This is a genomic window from Limnobacter sp., assembly GCF_036405155.1.
GTDB lineage: Bacteria > Pseudomonadota > Gammaproteobacteria > Burkholderiales > Burkholderiaceae_B > Limnobacter.
On sequence record NZ_DASWYD010000007.1, the window covers coordinates 411,879 to 428,107 of the forward strand.

The window sequence follows — 16,229 nt, forward strand, 5'->3', positions numbered from 1 at the left end:
CTGAAGCACAGGGCGCAGGTGTGTTAATTGGTCTTGATGGTCTGAACTTGCGACGTTGCAGCCTTTTGTTCTTTTGAACCAATGGAGTCCATGTATGCGCGGTAGGCCTTGCCTGCGGACTCTGCACGATAGGCTTCCACCTCACCGCGGTTGACACCATTGGCTTGTTCATTGAGCCATTGACGGGCTTCCAGTCCGGTTTGCGCATCGGTTTGACCTTGCAGGGAACGGGCTGGGTTGGTAGATGCCGAGTCCTCGGCGGCTGCGGGCCGAATCGGCAACAGGCCGATGGACAGTGCAAGCAACAGGCATGGCAGAGTGGGTTTCATCGTGCGCCTCCTTTGGCGTTGATGCGCTTTTTGATCACGTTGGCTTGCGCCAGTACTTTGTTGCGGGTGCCTTCAGACCAATTCAGTTGGTCGGCCATGTCTTTGGCCATGCCAAATTCATCAAACACCAGCGCCCACAGGGCCAGGTTAGCCTTCACCGTGGTGTCGCCACTCGACAACTGGTTGGCTTTCATCAATGCATTGTAGGCGGGGTCTTTTTGACCTTCCAGCAAATACACCAAGCCCAGGTCGGTGTACGCATTCACATTCAGCGGGTCAACCTGCACTGCTTTTTCCAGCCGTGTATTGGCGCTTTTCAGATCGCCTTTCTCGATGGAAACCTTGCCCAGGCCATACCAGACGGGCCCGCTTTGTGCGGTGGTCGAGTTACCCAGCAAACCCTGATAAGCCGTTTCCGCCTTGTCCCATTGGCTGGTTTTTCGATAAGCATCGGCCCGCAGCAGCCGGCTTTGCCGGTTGGCACCCCATTTTTGATCGTAGGCATCCAGGTGCGCCAGCGCCGCAAAGGCATTGTTCTGTTCCATCATTTGTTGAACCAGTTTCAGGTGCAGGTCCTTTTCTCGTTGGGCGTCCAGTTGTCGGTCACGCTGCTTGACTTCACTCTGTTTCTCGGCCTGCTCTGCACGAATGACGGCCTCTTGCGTTGGCGTCACCACTGCGGCATTGGGGGTAGTTGCTGGCGCGCTTTGTCCTGCGATGACCACATCCCTTTGCGGCATGGGCGCACAGGCCGTTAACACGGCCACAGCAAATGTCACCGGAAAGGCTTTGACCATCAATTTCACATCATCCTCCAACACGCTGGAAAGCATTCATGATGGAGATAATACCCGGACCACCAGCCACAATCAGCAAGGCCGGCAACATTGTGATCACCATGACACCCGTCAGTTTCACCGTCAGTTTGCCCATGATTTCTTTGGCCGACGAACGCTCTTTTTCAACCAGTCGATCGGAAAACTGACGAAGTGGCTCTTGCACCGCACCACCAAATTTTTCGATTTGTCCCAGCACCTGAACAAAGGATCGGAATTCATCGCTGCTGTACATGTTGCCAATCTTCCTGAGAATGACGTTCCATGGAACGCCAGACTTGGCCTGAATGTGCGCTTTGTTCAGCAAACGCCCCGTGATGGGTACCAGGTCGCGCAGTTGTGTGGCCATGATTTCAATCGATTGGTCGACGCTCAAGCCCACACCTTGCAGCAGACGCATCACATCCACAATCGCGACCAGTTCTCGCTCGAAGGCCTGTTCACGGGATTCAGCAATCGCTTTCAGTGCCCATTTGGGCAGCATGAAACCCAAGCCAATCAGCGCCACCATGCGAACCAGCTCAACCGAACCGCTTTGTGACAGCACATTGAAATAGGTTGCAGCCAACAAGCCCAAAACGGCCAAGGCCATACGAATGAGCACGAACCGGTTCAAGTCCTCGTCGGTTCCAAAACCAGCTTTGCCCAGCAGTTTGCGGTCCTCTTCATCAATGAAGGATGAAAAGGCTTTGGTCTTGGAAAAAGCAGCGCCAATTCGATCAATGCGGTTGCTCAGCGCCGCTGTGGGCACTTGGTTGCGTGCACCGACATAACTTTGCACGCGCCGTCGTTGGTCCAGAAACTCATCAATGCGTTGCAGGGCCTTTTCCTTTTTTGCAGCCTGACGCAGCAGTGCCCAAGCCAGACCCATCAAGCCCAAACCCACCATCAAAATGCCCAGCGCAAGGATTGGAGACATTTTCATCAAGGGCTCCTCAAATGCTCTTGACCATGCGGTAAATCACCGCGGCCCCGAAGGCCTGTAAACCACCTGCCGCCAGCAACAGCAGTCGCCCTGTACCGTCGTTCCACATGGTGCCGATGTAACCGGGGTTCAGGGTCAGGATAAGACCTGCCAAAGCGGGTGTCAGGCAGCACATGAAAATGGCCGAGGTGCGGGCTTCGGAGGACATGGCCATCAGTTCTTTGTGGTGTTGCTCGCGGTCGCGAAGGTATTGGGCCAAGCGGCTCAACAGAATGTCGCTCTTCCCACCGTAGTTGAGGGCCAGTCCAACCACGGAGGCAATCAGCTTGAATTCGGACAATCCGTAGACCCGGGCCAGACGTTGCATGGCTTCATCCAGTTCAAGGCCTGCGAATTGCATTTGCACCGCCATGCCCAAAGCGCCTTTCAAAGGTTCATCTGCATTTTCCAGGGCTGTATTGAATGACACTGTGAGGCTGTAACCCACCGCGCTCACTCGAACCACCCCATCGAGAAATGCAGGCAATTGGCTGAGCATCAACAGGCGTCGTTTTCGCTGGCGGTACAGCACGTAGACCACCACGCCCAGCAGCAACAACACCAACACACCCAGCGCACTGGCGGGGCCCCGGAGTCCAATGGCCAGCAAAACCGGGATCATCAGGAATGCGAGTGTTTTAAATGCCAGTGCTTTGTCGGGCCTTAGTCCGGCCGAGATGAGGTTGTCGGTGATGAACTGGGGGACGTACTTTTTCTTCAGAGGATCTTTCTGCAGCGCCATGGGGTTGAGCGAGTGGCTCAGTGCCCGTTCCAGGCGGATTTCCGCGCGCTCGCGCGATTCCTGCTCGGCCCCTTTGCCCAACAGCAGCAGGGCCAGCGACACAAAAATCAGGGCAACGGCAACAAGTCCAAAAGTCATGTCAGGCGCACATGGGCAATTTTCGGGTTCTTCGGGTAGGGCACCACGGGCACCCAACTGTCGATTTCCTGTCCGTCCGGGCCCAATCGGCTTTCGTGGCGGTACAGGTCCTGCAGCAAAATATTGTCGTCCACAATGCCAGCCACTTCAGTCACGCTGTATATGCGGCGTTTGCCAGACGGCAGGCGCACAATCTGCACAATGAGGTCCAGCGCCGAGGCAATTTGCCGCCGCAGGCTCATCTCGTTGCCAGTAAACCCGGCGAAGCCAGAGAGCATCTCCAGACGGTGCAAACAGTCTCGAGGGGTCGATGCGTGAATGGTGCCCATGGAGCCGTCGTGGCCAGTGCTCATCGCCTGGAGCATGTCCAGCACCTCTGCACCGCGAACTTCACCCACAACCACGCGGTCTGGGCGCATCCGCAAGCTGTTTTTCACCAAATCACGGATGGAAATGGCCCCGGCACCTTCATGTCCGCCAGGACGACTTTCCAGCCGCACCACGTGGTGGTGGTTCAGTTGCAATTCAGCCGTGTCTTCAATCGTGATCAACCGTTCGCCGGCCGGAATGAATTCGGCCAGCACGTTGAGCATGGATGTTTTGCCGGTGGACGTGGCCCCACTCACCACCAGGTTGCAGCGTTTGCGCACGGCTTCCCGCATCAGCTCATATAGCCGGGCATCAAAGGTGCCCAAGCCCATCAGGTCTTCGGCCCGCAGCGGTGTGCTGCGGAATTTCCGGATGGAAACCACCACGCCATCGCGCGCCAGTGGCGCAATAATCACGTTGATCCGGCTGCCGTCTGGCAAACGGGCATCCACCATGGGGCTGGATTCATCGAGTCGCCGGCCAAGCGGCGCTAAAATTCGCCGCACAATGCGCAGCAGGTGCGCATTGTCTGTAAAGCGGGCCTGCACCCGTTCCATCACGCCCATGCGCGACACGTACACATCTTTGTAGCCGTTGATCATGATGTCTTCAACGGTGGCATCGGCCAGCAGGTCCTCCAGCGGACCAAAGCCTGCAATTTCCTTGAACAGCGAGTCGGCCACATAAGCGACTTCTGTGTCGTTCAAGGGAATCTGCTTGCCATAAATCAAACTTTGCACTTCACCCTGGATGAACTTTTCCAGTTCGCCATTGTTCATTTTGGCAAAGGTGGCGCCCTTTTTTTCAATGATGGATAGCACATGTTCGTGGGCCATGTCTTTCACATCATTGATGACCGCGGTGTCAATGTCGCTGACTTTGGCTGTGGCGAATTGCACGGGCTGTGTGCTCACCCCTTCCGACCGGTTGGCCGGTGGTGGCTCGGGTGGTGTTGCCTCTTGACCAAAAATGATCTCGTTCATTTCTTGAACCACTTCTTCAGTGAGTCGGGCAGGGCGAGGCCACGTTCTTCACCCGCGCCTCGCAGGCCATGCGTTTGGCTCAAAATGTGAGCCACTGCTTTGGCGTAGGGGTCGCGGATGTCCACACTGGACAATACCTGGCCATTGTTCACGGCATTGATGAGTGCCGTGCCGCGGTCTGGCAGCGTGTGGTAGCGTTCCATGCCAAGCTTTTTGGCAATCGAAGCGGGGTCCAACACCACGTCCTTGTGGTGCGGGCTCACCACAAGGTCAAATGTTTTGGTGGCAATGCCTTTGTCATTCAGCGCCTTGACCAGCTCAGCGGCGGTGACGATGCCGGGCACCGATTGTGGCGTCACGATCAGTGTGGTGTCTGCACTTCTCAGCAGGCTGGACACAAATTCGAGGTTCGAGAAACCGCACAAATCAATCACGATGTTTTCGAAGAACGATTTGATGAGGTTCAGGAACTTGAGTGCATCCGAGGCCGAAATGTCCCGAAGGTCGGCCAGGTTGCGGGGCAGGGACAACAGTGCCACGCCCGTCTCCGGATTGCGGCGAAATGCCGTCTTGGCCAATGTGGCGTCAAACCGTTTCAGGTTGCGCACGCATTCCACAAAGTCCATGGCCCCCTGCTTTTCCTCGCAGGGCAGGTGCACCAGTCCATCACCCAAGGGCAGGCCAAAGTCCAGCAGCAAAGTCTGGTCCTTGTTTTGTTTGGCCAGCTGCACGGCCAGGTTGACCGCCAGTGTGGTCGCCCCCACACCTTGACGCCCCCCCAGCACCACCATGGCGTAGCCTTTGCGTTCCTGGCTGTTTTTGGGGGCTGATTCGGCAATGTTTGTCAGGATCTTCAGCACTTCACCGGGGCTGGAGTCCAGGCCCAGAAAGTCCTTGACGCCTGAGCGAAGAGCATTCACGACCGCGTCGGTGGACTCTTTGGAGCCCAGTGCGACCACTGGCAAATCCGGCGAAATGTCGCGAAGCTCTTTCACGACCAGACCAGGGTCCAGGCCAATTTGGGGGGAATAGTCCACCACCGCCAGCGTGGGCGACACCAGTCCAACCCGCTTGGCAATCTCCGAAAACGTACCACCCTCACGCACCAGCATGAAACGTTCACCGACCGCATCGGACAGCCACAGCCAGTGGGCGTCTGATGCACTGATGAACAGAATCCGGGGAATGTTGTTCATGCCATCCCCTTACTTCGTTGAGAAGCCGGGCACTGGCTCTCCTGCTGACGGCAGGAAGAGTTGTGACCAGACGCTGCGTGGGCGCATGCCGACATTTTCTCCAGGCAAGGGTAACTTGGGCGCATCGGCGGCGCGGGGTTTTACAAACCGCGGTGTCACGATGATGAGCAGTTCCTTGTCTTCGCGGCTGTAGGAATTGCCTTTGAAGAAAGCGCCCAGAATCGGAATTTCTGCCAACCAGGGCACTTTGCTGGCATTGGCGATGATGTTTCGACTGATCAGTCCACCAATCACAAAGCTTTGGTTTTCTCCCAGCTCCACCGTGGTATTGGCCCGGCGGGTGAGAATGGCGGGTACCAAAATGCCCTGAATGGATGTGCCCCGTGAAAAGTCCAGGTCACTGACCTCTGGCGACACGTTTAGCGCGATGGTTTTGTTCGACAGAATGGTCGGTCTGAATGTGAGACCAATACCGAACTTTTTGTATTCAATCCCGATGGTGCCGTTGCCCGAAGGCACAGGAATGGGGATTTCGCCGCCCGCCAGGAATGAGGCATCTTGTCCGGACTGGGCAATCAAGGAGGGCTCTGCCAGTACTTTGGCATAGCCATCGGCTTGAAGAATGTTCAGGCTGGCGGTGAGATCGCCTGCCCGGCTGGTCAAACCCAAGCCAAATGCATTGGCCACGCTGTTGCCGGAGCTGACCGGGTTTGTCACAGAATAGGAAAAATTTCCACCACGGAAGTCGCCAGACAGATTGATCCCCAAGCGTTGCATTTCACTGCGCGTGAACTCGACCACCTTGACATCGACCTGCACAGTGCCCGAGGTTTGCAGGGTGGCCTGGTCGATGAGTTCAGCCGGTGCCTGTCCCTGGGTGGTCCGGGTCAAGCTCTCGCGTGCTTGTTGGTAAGTACGCACGTCGGGCGTTGAGCCGTTCAGCGTCAGCACTTGTCCCTGGGTTGTCAGGCTCAAGTCTTTGATGGTTGAAATGGTCTCCGCCGCTTTGCCGGTCACCGATACGGTGATGACCCGTGGAGCGCTGGCACCCTTGTCCCAGATCAGCAGAGATGTGGAACCGGTCTTCAAACCCGTCACCAAAACACCCGCACTTTTGCGGCCTTTGTCGGTGGGTTTCAATACATTCACTGAAATGATGTTGGGGTCACCAATCGACACCCTGGCCGGCAGCGCCTGCAAGGTGAGTACTTTTTGAAACCCGGTGCTCAGGGTGAGTACAAACGGCTCTGGGGCTGTTGTGCTGGCCTGTGCTGGCTTCGGCGCCGTCGCGGACGAATTGCCGCCGGTTGTGGTCACCACTCCGCCCGTTGCGCGAATCACCAAAGGCATTTGCTGCGCGACCGCATTCAGGTTCAGGCTTGCGCAAAAACCAGCGACCGCTGTCAACGCAAGAAGTCGAATACTTGTTGTTGTTTTCATCGTGCCTTTTCCCGGGAAGTTTCACCACCGCGGATCACTTCGACCGCTGAGCCACTGTCTTCAGCCGGGCGGGCGTTGCCAGTGCTGTTCGTGGCTGGTTTTTTGGCGTTGTTTTTTCCGTTGCCACTGCCGGGCAATACCGCATTGCTGAGCGATAGGCCCGCATAGGCTTTGTCACTGCTGTTCAATTCCACGGGCGGTGGTGCAGGCTGGCCTTTTTCAGCTTTGGGCTGAATCGGCTTTAGCACGTTTTCAGCCAACGGGTATTTGGAGGGGTCTGGCATTTCCTCATCGTCCGGGCCGCGCAACACCACAAACAACTCGCCTTGAGATTGGGCAATGGCCAGCGCATTGATGTCCGGCACAGCCACCTCAACCATCATGGCTCGCTGGTTTTGGCGGCGTTGTCCGTTGGGGTCTTTGTCGTCTTTGGCGGCAGCCTCGGGCGCGTTCACCAATTGTTGTCCCACGGACAACACCCGAAGTTTGGGCAGAATCAAGCGGGAAACTGTTTGCTCCACGTCCTGGTTATTGGCCCTGAAAATGGAGAACACGTCGACGAAGTCACCGGGTTTGATTTTTCCAGTGGCTACATTGTTTTCATCCAGGCGCAAGGCAAAGGCGCGGAAGCCATCACGAACCTCGGCAGCCACAGCGCCCGACTCAAAATACTGCGCGGTGATGGGCAAGCCTGGGCCGATGTTGAACACCGGCTTTTTGCCAATCACCTCGTTGATGTCTTTGTAGCTGCCAGCCGGCGCAATCGCGAATTTTTCAACTTTCAGCAGGTCACCGGTGATGATTTGCCCAAAGGGAATTTCCTTCGTGCTCACCACCACTGGGTAGCGCTCCAATTCATTTTTGAGGGTATCCCCGTTTTTCTTGACATTCTGACCAGACAGGAACGCCAGCACCAGAAAGATCATGCCGAGCCCGAGAAGCAGCAGTGCAAGTATTTTTGTTTTTCCTGACATGTGGGTACAGTCCCCGACAAAATGAAATCAATTCGTGTTTTGGTACAAAACCACCGCACTGGCCGTTAGCTGGGCGGGGAACAGGGTGTTCGCGAACGGAATGCTGGACAGAAATGCATTTTGAGCCACATTGAATGTGCCTTTGAATTCAAGACAGGTCAACGCTGGGTTGCTGCCGGCGTTGAATGCGTTGCCGCAATCACCGGCGCCGCCCAAGTCTTGCGTACTGAAACTGAAGCCACTGGGATAAATTGCTGCTGGCAAAGCGCTGGCCAGCAATTGCCTGGCCGCCACTTCCGGACTGGTGGTGCTGCCGGCCACCGCAACGGCGCGCGCACCCTGAGAGACGGCAGAGCTTAGCGTGTGTTGCACCATGAACACAGCGCTGTAGCCCACAATCAAGAATGTGACGGTCAGCAGGATGGGCAGGATGAGGGCAAACTCAACGAGTTGTGCCCCGCGTTGCCGCTGAAGTGCTGAATTAGGGCGTACCATCCAGCGCGTTCAGAATGTTGGTGAACACCGTTGAAATGCCACCACCCAAGGCATTGATTGCGACCACGGCGGCAACCACAATCAGGGCTGCCAGCACGGCGTATTCAATCAGGGAGGCACCATCCTGCTTTCGCAAGTGTTGAGCGGTTTTCGCCATCAGTTGATATTTCATCTTCAAACTCCTTGTTGAACGTTTGGCCACCACGGGCTATCCCCATTGTAGGGGGGGTACAACACAATCAAAACAGGGATCAGTACCCCAAAAAGGGGTTCTTATCGCGTGTTTGATTCCAGGGCTTGAGATGGGCGCTCAGCCAGCACTAGTGCGTATCACCCAAATTATTTACCCCTTGTAGGTTAGGATAGTAACTCGAAGTCTGTGACTTTCAAGTGTTACAACGGGAAACAAAACAATTCCCGCCCGGAAATCATGCAAAAAACATCAATGCCACAGTCCTGGATGGCTCCCTTGCAAACCGTGGTTGGTCTTGTAACGGGTGGGGTTCCAGAGACCAAAGAGCCCGGTCGGGCCAAACGCCCATACGAGCGCTCCAAGGAAATTACACAGAAAGCGTGTGCCAAGGCGGCGGCTGTGTCGGGCAGCCTGGCCATTCCGGTCGGGCCCTTGGGCATGTTGACGGTGTTGCCAGATTTGATGCTGGTGTGGCGCATCCAGGCTCAAATGGTGGTGGACATTGCTGCGGCATTTGGCCACACCGGCCCAGTGACCCAGCAAGAGTTGATGAATTGTCTGTTTCAGCACGTGGCCGGCACAGCCCTGCGCGAGTACGAACGTTCCATCCCGATTGAGCACCCAGACAACACAGCGCGCTCAGTGCTGGACCTGATTGACCAACTGACCCGCAGTGGTGGACGAGACCTGGCCGTGCGGGTGTCCAAGCAGATCGGCCAAGTGCTGGTTCAGCGTGTCGCCAAACGTGCTGCATCACGGATTGTTCCATTGGCAGGCGCAGCCGTGGTCTCGGCCTATGCGGCGCTGGACACCAAGGAAGTGGCCCGCACCGCAGTTGAACTGTTTTCGGGCGAGAAGTTGCCTGCCAGACGCACCAAGAAAACCTACCCCCGCGCCGAAGAAATGTTCAATGTCGACAAAGTCCGCGACATTGAGCCTGAGCGTCCCGATTAAGGGGGGCTTGTTCCCCCCCACCTGCTGTGCAACACTGAATTCGGGAACAATCCGTTCCAGGGAGGCCAGCACGATGAATGCACCCACTCAGCCTCAGCAACTGCAGCCTGTTGCACCCCAATCCGTTCGTCTCGAAGACCGTTACTCGCTTTCCAAAGGCAGGGTGTTGCTCACCGGCGCCCAGGCGCTGGTGCGGCTAACCTTGCTGCAAGCAGAGCGAGACAGAATGGCTGGGCTCAACACCGGTGGTTTTGTATCGGGGTATCGTGGCTCGCCCCTGGGTGGTGTTGACCAGGCATTTTGGGCGGCAAAGCCTTATCTGGAGTCCGCCAACATTCGCTTTCAGCCCGGTTTGAATGAGGACCTGGCGGCCACCTCGGTGTGGGGTTCGCAGCAACTCAATTTGTATCCCGATGCCAAGGTGGATGGCGTGTTTGGCTTGTGGTACGGCAAGGGCCCGGGCGTGGACCGAAGTCTCGATGTATTCAAGCACGCCAATGCGGCCGGTACTTCGCCCCTGGGCGGAGTGCTGTTGGTGGCCGGTGATGACCACGCTGCAAAAAGCTCCACCTTGCCGCACCAATCGGACCATGTTCTGAAAGCGGCGCTGATGCCGGTGCTGTTCCCGGGCAGTGTGCAGGAAATGCTGGATTTTGGTCTGCTCGGTTATGCCATGAGCCGCTACGCCGGTGTTTGGGTGGGCTTCAAGACCGTGGCCGATGTGGTGGAATGTTGCGCCACGGTGGAGGTGGACCCAGAGCGCCAGCGCATTGTAATGCCCAGCGACTTTGACATGCCCGTTGGGGGGTTGAATATCCGTTGGCCTGACACGCCTTTGGACCAGGAGGCCCGGCTGCTGGACCACAAGCTGTATGCCGCATTGGCTTTTTGCCGGGCCAATGGCCTGAACCGCACAGTGATTGACTCGCCGCAGGCGCGGTTCGGTATTGTGGCCACTGGCAAGGCCTATCAGGACACCTTGCAGGCAATGCGGGACTTGGGGCTGAGCCCATCACGGTGCGCCGAGCTTGGTATACGCCTGCACAAAGTGGGCATGGTGTGGCCGCTGGATGCGATTGGCATTCGCACCTTTGCGCAAGGCCTGCGCGAAATTCTGGTGGTGGAAGAAAAACGGCAGTTGGTGGAATACCAAATCAAAGAAGAACTGTACGCCTGGCGGGAAGACGTCCGTCCCAAGGTGTACGGCAAATTTGATGAGCGTCTGAATGAGGATGGACGCGAGGGTGGTGAGTGGTCGATCCCGCAGGGGCAGTGGCTGCTGCCCAGCCACGGTGAACTGGACCCAGCCACTGTGGCCCGCGCCATTGCCCGCCGTTTGTTGAGCTTGCCCTTGGGTGAGGAGGTTCGCCGTGATATCCAGGCCCGTTTGCACACCATTGAGCAGCGTGAGCAAGTCAGCCTGCCCGACCACGGCACCGTTGAACGCAAACCGTATTTTTGTTCCGGTTGCCCGCACAACACCTCGACGGTGGTGCCTGAAGGCAGCCGCGCCATGGCTGGCATTGGTTGCCATTACATGGCGGTGTGGATGGACCGCAACACCCAAACCTATACCCAGATGGGCGGCGAGGGTGTTCCCTGGATTGGACAGGCTGCGTTCACCCGCACGCCCCATGTGTTTGCCAACCTTGGGGACGGCACCTATTTCCATTCCGGCCTGTTGGCGATTCGTGCCAGCGTGGCTGCCGGTGTGAACATCACCTACAAAATCCTCTACAACGATGCAGTTGCCATGACTGGCGGTCAAAAACTGGATGGAACCTTGACAGTGCCGCAGTTGACCCGACAACTGGATGCCGAGGCGGTGCGCCGCATCGTGATTGTGAGCGATCAACCCGAGAAACACCGCACATCAAACCCTGGCGACCCCATGGCGCCGGGTGTACAGGTGTTTGACCGACGCGAGCTGGACACTGTACAGCGCAGCCTGCGCGAGGAGCCTGGCACCACTGTGCTCATTTACGAACAAACCTGTGCTTCGGAGAAACGACGCCGCCGCAAACGGACCGATCCCAACACCGGTTTGCCGATGTACCCCAATCCGGCAAAGCGGGTGGTCATCAATCCGCGTGTGTGCGAAGGTTGCGGGGATTGTTCCGCTGTATCCAACTGCCTGTCGGTGGAGCCATTGCAAACACCCTGGGGTGTGAAACGCACCATCAATCAGTCCACATGCAACAAGGACATGGCCTGTCTGGAAGGGCTTTGCCCCAGTCTGGTGACTGTGGAGAATGCGGAGTTGCTGTCGCCAGCGCGACAATCGGATCGGGCTCAGCTGGTGAGCCTGGTGGAACATTTGCCCGAACCAACATTTGACATTCACCCCGACACCTTGCGTGGCCGGTATTCCATTCTGGTCAATGGTGTGGGTGGCACCGGGGTGGTCACCATCGGCGCTTGGCTGACCATGGCGGCACATGTGCAGGGCCGAAGCGCGCAGGCTTTGGACATGGCCGGCTTGGCCCAAAAGGGCGGTGCGGTGTTTTCCCATGTGCAAATTGCAGCCAGCGATGAGGACTTGGCGTCGCCAAAGATTCCTGTGGGCGAAGCCAACCTGATGCTGGGCGGCGACCTCATCACCTCGGCACACCCCAAAACACTCGAACTGCTGGCACAGGACGCGCGCGTGGTGGTCAATGTGGACACGTCGCCCACGGCAGATTTTATTCACCAGCGCGATTGGCAGGCCCCGGTGAATGCTTTGCATCAGGATCTTCGTCGTGCCCTGGGCCAATCACAGGCGAGGTATGAAAGCCTTCACGCACAAGCCATCGCCACTGATTTGCTGGGAGACAGTGTGTATTCCAATGCCTTGTTGTTGGGGTATGCCTGGCAAAAGGGCTGGTTGCCCTTGCACCGTGCTGCCCTGCTCAAAGCCATTGAGCTGAACGCTGTGCAGGTGGGCAGCAACCAGTTGGCATTCGAGTTGGGCCGTTTGATGGCTGTGAACCCGGCTGCCCTGTCTGCCCACCTTCAGGCGGGTGTGTCTCAACCGGCTTTGCAGCCAGAGACACCCACCGCGCATTTTCGGCGTTTGTGTGCCGAATTGGTGTTGTACCAGGATCAGCAATACGCCACACAATTTCAACATCGCATGGAGGCCTTGAAGCCGTTGTTTGATGCGCAGCACCATGGTCGCCTCTGGTTGCGTTTGTGTGACAGTTATTTTCGCATCCTCGCCTTTAAAGATGAGTATGAAGTGGCGCGTTTGCACGGTGACCCACATTGGCGCCAGGGTGTGTTGAGTCGTTTTCAGGCTGGCGCTCGGCTGGTGTTTCATGTGGCGCCAGAGTGGCTTGCTGGTCAGGTGGCGCGCCCCCGGAAAAGGCGCATGGAGAAAATTGCTCCACCGCTTTTCAATGTGCTCGCTGCACTGAAGTGGGTGCGTGGCACTTGGCTGGACCCATTTAGAAACTCCACGGATTGTAAAAATCAGCGACTATTGCGCAATTGCTTTGAAAGCCTTCTGGAACTGTTGCAGAATGGTCCTGCGTTGTTGCAGAACAGCAAAGCCGTTGAAGACCTTCTCACGCTGTTTGATGCGGTGAAAGGTTATGGTCAGGTTCGACGCCAAACATATGACCGTGTGCGCCCGCAGTTGGACGCGGCCCTGAACCGGCTGAAAGCCCCGAATCTCCACGATTGAATGTTCATGACAAAGCCAACCGAATCCAAACCCGCCGCCAAAAAGAAAGACACCAAGCGTTCTGAGCGTGTATTGCCCGACGCACTGGTCCCCGAAAGTCAGTGGGAGATTTTGGGCCAGGCCTGCATGGTCAATGGTCGGCCAGTGCGCTTGCGTCAATGGCCCACACGGTATGGCGACATGCCCTCCAAGGAAGACATGAGCGAGCGAATTAACCAATTGTCCTCTCGATTGGACAGTTTGTTGACCTGCTTGTATGCGCAGGGCCAGCGCAAGCTGTTGGTGATTCTTCAGGGCTTGGACACGGCCGGGAAAGATGGGGCAGCACGGGGCATTATGCGGGCCGTTCACCCCATGGCGTTGCGCATGGTGTCGTTCAAAGTACCCAACGATATTGAGGCATCGCACGATTTCCTGTGGCGTGTTCACCCCCATGTGCCGGGCGCAGGTCAGTCGGTGATTTTTAATCGCTCCCAATACGATGGCGTGATCATGCCCATGGTCACCGAGGGCTTGAGCCCTGCGCAGGTGGAAGAGCGCTGTCGGCAAATCAATGATTTTGAGTTGTTGCTGGTCGAGACCGGCACCACTGTGCTCAAAATTTTCCTGAATGTGTCGCGCGAAGAGCAACACGCCCGCATGATAGAGCGCTGGGAATCACCGGAAAAGCGTTGGAAACTCACTGAGGCTGATTTGCATTGCGGTGAAAATTACAGTCTCTATGCCAACGCCTATGAACAGGTGCTGGAGAAAACCTGCACCAAGCACGCCCCTTGGTGGATCATTCCCGCAGATCACAAGGGTTTTAGAAACATGCTGACTGCCGAAATTTTGGTGGGCACCTTGGAGCGCATGGGCTTGTCTTGGCCTGACCCTGATCCTGCAGTGGCCAAAAGCGATTTCTGGAAAAAAATCGGTCATTGAAAGAATTCGGTCGATGGATTTTCCCGATCATCGCTCACCCCTTGTGTGTAATCACACTGTAAACCTTGTCAACCAGTTCCCCGGGTCCCTCGTTTTTGAGAGACCTGAACAACCCACTTGAGGGAACTGTATGACAATCAATCGCACAACTGCTGCAACCATCAAAATCGCACTCGCAACCGCGGCCATGGCCCTGTCGGCCAGCGCCATGGCGGTGGGTCTGGGCGTTAACACAGGCGTTGGCGTGAAAGCCGACCTGCCGGGTGTGGCTGTGGACACCGGTGCAAAGGCAGATGTGAAGGCTGAAGGCAATGCCAATGCAAACGGTGGTGCAGGTGCCGCAGTGCGTGGCAAGTCAGAAGCTGCCGTGAAAGGCGCCAAGAGCGAAGGTGACGCCATGCGTAGCGATACAGGCACTTTACATTCAGACCTCAAAGGCGAAGCTGGCAAGGCTGGTGGCAAAGCCAAAATGCACGCCAAAGGCGAGGCAAAGCTGCACGGCAAGGCCCAGATGAATTAATGGTTTGATGTTGATGTCTTCCGTTGTTCCGCCGTTTGCAACATGACGGCCCATCCGCAAGCTCCGAGCCCCACTTAGAGCTTGCGGATTTTTTCCAGTGTGGCGGTGGTTGAGCGTTCGTGTTCAAACGCAATGGACACGGCCCGTCCGCCCCAAGACTGCACTTCCTTCGCGCCCACCATTTTTTCAACAGGCCAATCACCCCCTTTCACGAGCACCTGCGGTTTGGCCGCCAGGATTGCGTTCAATGGCGTGTCTTCATCGAAGTAAGTCACCAGACTGACGCATTCCAGCGCAGCCAACACAGCCATGCGGTCTTCCTGGGTGTTGATCGGCCGGTCAGGCCCCTTGCCCAAGCGCTTGACGGATGCATCGGAATTGACCGCCACAATCAGGCTGCTGCCTTCTTGCGCCGCTTGATCCAGGTAAGTGACGTGCCCACGGTGCAACAAATCGAACACCCCGTTGGTGAATACAACAGGGCCAGTCAATGCCTTGGCGCGGTCTGCAAGGTCTGCCGGTGCGCACACTTTGGCGTTGAACCGGGCAGGTTTTCCAGTCGTGGTCATGTGGTTGGGCCTTATGCTGCGTGGCCCAGCGCGGCTTCGTCCCCGCCACCCAGTCGTGACATCACTTCTTTGCGGTAGCGGTTCAAATCCTGAACATTCTCGAAGGTGCGTTCAAACAACAAACTCATGTTGTGCAAAATGCGTTCAATCACCTTCTTTTCCCAATCCGCATCAAAGCGAATCTGGCCGTCCAACCAGCGTTCCAGCCAGTCGGGGTCGGGCAGGCGGCTTTGTACCGTGTCGTTGGGGAACAAGGCCTTGTTGACGTGCAGGTTGGTGGGGTGCAGCGGCTTTTGGGTGCGGCGCGCGGAGGCCATGAGCACACCGATTTTGGAGAAGGCGGCACGCGCACTGTCACCCACATCCTGAAGTGCTTTTTTCATGTAGCGCAGGTAGGCACCGCCATGACGCGCTTCATCGTGCGAAATGGTTTTGTAAATGTGCTTGATGACGGGCTCGGTGTGCCAGTCCGATGCGCAGCGGTACCAGTGGTTCAGGCGGATTTCGCCGCAGAAGTGCAGCATCAGTGTTTCCAGCGGGGGGGCGGGGTCAAATTCAAACCGCACCGCATGCAACTCTTCTTCCGTGGGCAACAGGTCTGGCCGGAAGCGCCGCAGGTATTCCATCAACACGAGTGAGTGCTTCTGCTCTTCAAAAAACCAGATGGACATGAACGCTGAAAAGTCGCTGTCATGCTTGTTGTCGCGCAGAAACATTTCCGTGGCGGGCAGGGCTGACCATTCCGTGATGGCATTCATCTTGATGGTCTGGGCCTGTTCCTCGCTCAGCTTGCTTGCATCAAACTGGTCCCATGGAATGTCGGTTTCCATGTTCCAGCGCACGGACTCCAGTGATCTGAACAATTCGGGGTACAGCATGTTTGTCTCCGCCTAACCTGGTGCTTTCAATGTGTGTGATTTTAACAAGACATGTCAT

16 protein-coding genes are annotated in these 16,229 nt (G+C 56.7%); 4 read left to right on the top strand and 12 right to left on the bottom strand.

The window, feature by feature from the left end; genetic code table 11:
• Positions 1–23 precede the first annotated feature (23 nt).
• The 10 genes from VGE55_RS12570 to VGE55_RS12615 are packed head-to-tail and all read right to left on the bottom strand — an operon-like array spanning position 24 to position 8,638.
• Positions 24–329, bottom strand: coding sequence for a hypothetical protein (locus tag VGE55_RS12570; protein ID WP_331132026.1), 306 nt, complete (start codon positions 327–329; stop codon positions 24–26).
• Positions 326–1,126, bottom strand: a complete 801-nt coding sequence (locus tag VGE55_RS12575; RefSeq protein WP_331132301.1) for a tetratricopeptide repeat protein — start codon at positions 1,124–1,126, stop codon at positions 326–328. Before VGE55_RS12575 ends, VGE55_RS12570 begins: the two co-directional genes overlap by 4 nt.
• Positions 1,127–1,136: 10 nt before the next feature.
• A complete protein-coding gene (locus tag VGE55_RS12580; RefSeq protein ID WP_331132027.1) occupies positions 1,137–2,090 on the bottom strand; it encodes a type II secretion system F family protein in 954 nt (317 codons plus the stop codon).
• A gap of 10 nt (positions 2,091–2,100) precedes the next feature.
• Positions 2,101–3,009: a type II secretion system F family protein gene (locus tag VGE55_RS12585; RefSeq protein ID WP_331132028.1), complete on the bottom strand. Its 909-nt coding sequence runs from the start codon at positions 3,007–3,009 to the stop codon at positions 2,101–2,103.
• Positions 3,006–4,361 carry a CpaF family protein gene (locus tag VGE55_RS12590; RefSeq protein WP_331132029.1) on the bottom strand — a complete coding sequence of 452 codons (1,356 nt, stop codon included), beginning with the start codon at positions 4,359–4,361 and terminating at the stop codon, positions 3,006–3,008. The genes VGE55_RS12585 and VGE55_RS12590 overlap by 4 nt, the downstream gene beginning before the upstream one ends.
• Complete coding sequence (locus tag VGE55_RS12595) at positions 4,358–5,557, bottom strand: hypothetical protein (protein ID WP_331132030.1); 1,200 nt, start codon at positions 5,555–5,557, stop codon at positions 4,358–4,360. The genes VGE55_RS12590 and VGE55_RS12595 overlap by 4 nt, the downstream gene beginning before the upstream one ends.
• A 9-nt stretch (positions 5,558–5,566) precedes the next feature.
• A complete protein-coding gene (locus VGE55_RS12600) occupies positions 5,567–6,997 on the bottom strand; it encodes a type II and III secretion system protein family protein (protein WP_331132031.1) in 1,431 nt (476 codons plus the stop codon).
• Entirely contained in the window at positions 6,994–7,971 is a 978-nt protein-coding gene (cpaB, locus tag VGE55_RS12605) for a Flp pilus assembly protein CpaB (RefSeq protein ID WP_331132032.1), read from the bottom strand. The genes VGE55_RS12600 and cpaB overlap by 4 nt, the downstream gene beginning before the upstream one ends.
• 27 nt (positions 7,972–7,998) lie before the next feature.
• Positions 7,999–8,466 (bottom strand): TadE family protein, encoded by a 468-nt coding sequence (locus tag VGE55_RS12610; RefSeq protein WP_331132033.1) that lies wholly within the window; start codon positions 8,464–8,466, stop codon positions 7,999–8,001.
• Positions 8,453–8,638 carry a Flp family type IVb pilin gene (locus tag VGE55_RS12615; protein ID WP_256762574.1) on the bottom strand — a complete coding sequence of 62 codons (186 nt, stop codon included), beginning with the start codon at positions 8,636–8,638 and terminating at the stop codon, positions 8,453–8,455. The genes VGE55_RS12610 and VGE55_RS12615 overlap by 14 nt, the downstream gene beginning before the upstream one ends.
• 258 nt (positions 8,639–8,896) lie before the next feature.
• Here VGE55_RS12615 and VGE55_RS12620 point away from each other — a divergent pair, with 258 nt between their 5' ends.
• The 4 genes from VGE55_RS12620 (at position 8,897) to VGE55_RS12635 (ending at position 14,724) form a co-directional block, all read left to right on the top strand.
• Positions 8,897–9,613: a hypothetical protein gene (locus tag VGE55_RS12620; protein WP_331132034.1), complete on the top strand. Its 717-nt coding sequence runs from the start codon at positions 8,897–8,899 to the stop codon at positions 9,611–9,613.
• A gap of 73 nt (positions 9,614–9,686) precedes the next feature.
• Positions 9,687–13,280 (top strand): indolepyruvate ferredoxin oxidoreductase family protein, encoded by a 3,594-nt coding sequence (locus VGE55_RS12625; protein ID WP_331132035.1) that lies wholly within the window; start codon positions 9,687–9,689, stop codon positions 13,278–13,280.
• Positions 13,281–13,286: 6 nt separating this feature from the next.
• Entirely contained in the window at positions 13,287–14,204 is a 918-nt protein-coding gene (locus tag VGE55_RS12630; RefSeq protein ID WP_331132036.1) for a PPK2 family polyphosphate kinase, read from the top strand.
• A gap of 130 nt (positions 14,205–14,334) precedes the next feature.
• Entirely contained in the window at positions 14,335–14,724 is a 390-nt protein-coding gene (locus VGE55_RS12635) for a hypothetical protein (RefSeq protein ID WP_331132037.1), read from the top strand.
• Positions 14,725–14,798: 74 nt separating this feature from the next.
• On the opposite strand, the gene rfaE2 is transcribed toward VGE55_RS12635, so the two are convergent.
• Together rfaE2 and VGE55_RS12645 are read right to left on the bottom strand one after the other, a co-directional pair.
• Positions 14,799–15,293, bottom strand: coding sequence for a D-glycero-beta-D-manno-heptose 1-phosphate adenylyltransferase (gene rfaE2 / locus VGE55_RS12640; protein WP_331132038.1), 495 nt, complete (start codon positions 15,291–15,293; stop codon positions 14,799–14,801).
• An 11-nt stretch (positions 15,294–15,304) separates the two neighbouring features.
• Positions 15,305–16,171, bottom strand: a complete 867-nt coding sequence (locus VGE55_RS12645) for a ferritin-like domain-containing protein (protein WP_331132039.1) — start codon at positions 16,169–16,171, stop codon at positions 15,305–15,307.
• Positions 16,172–16,229 lie beyond the last annotated feature (58 nt).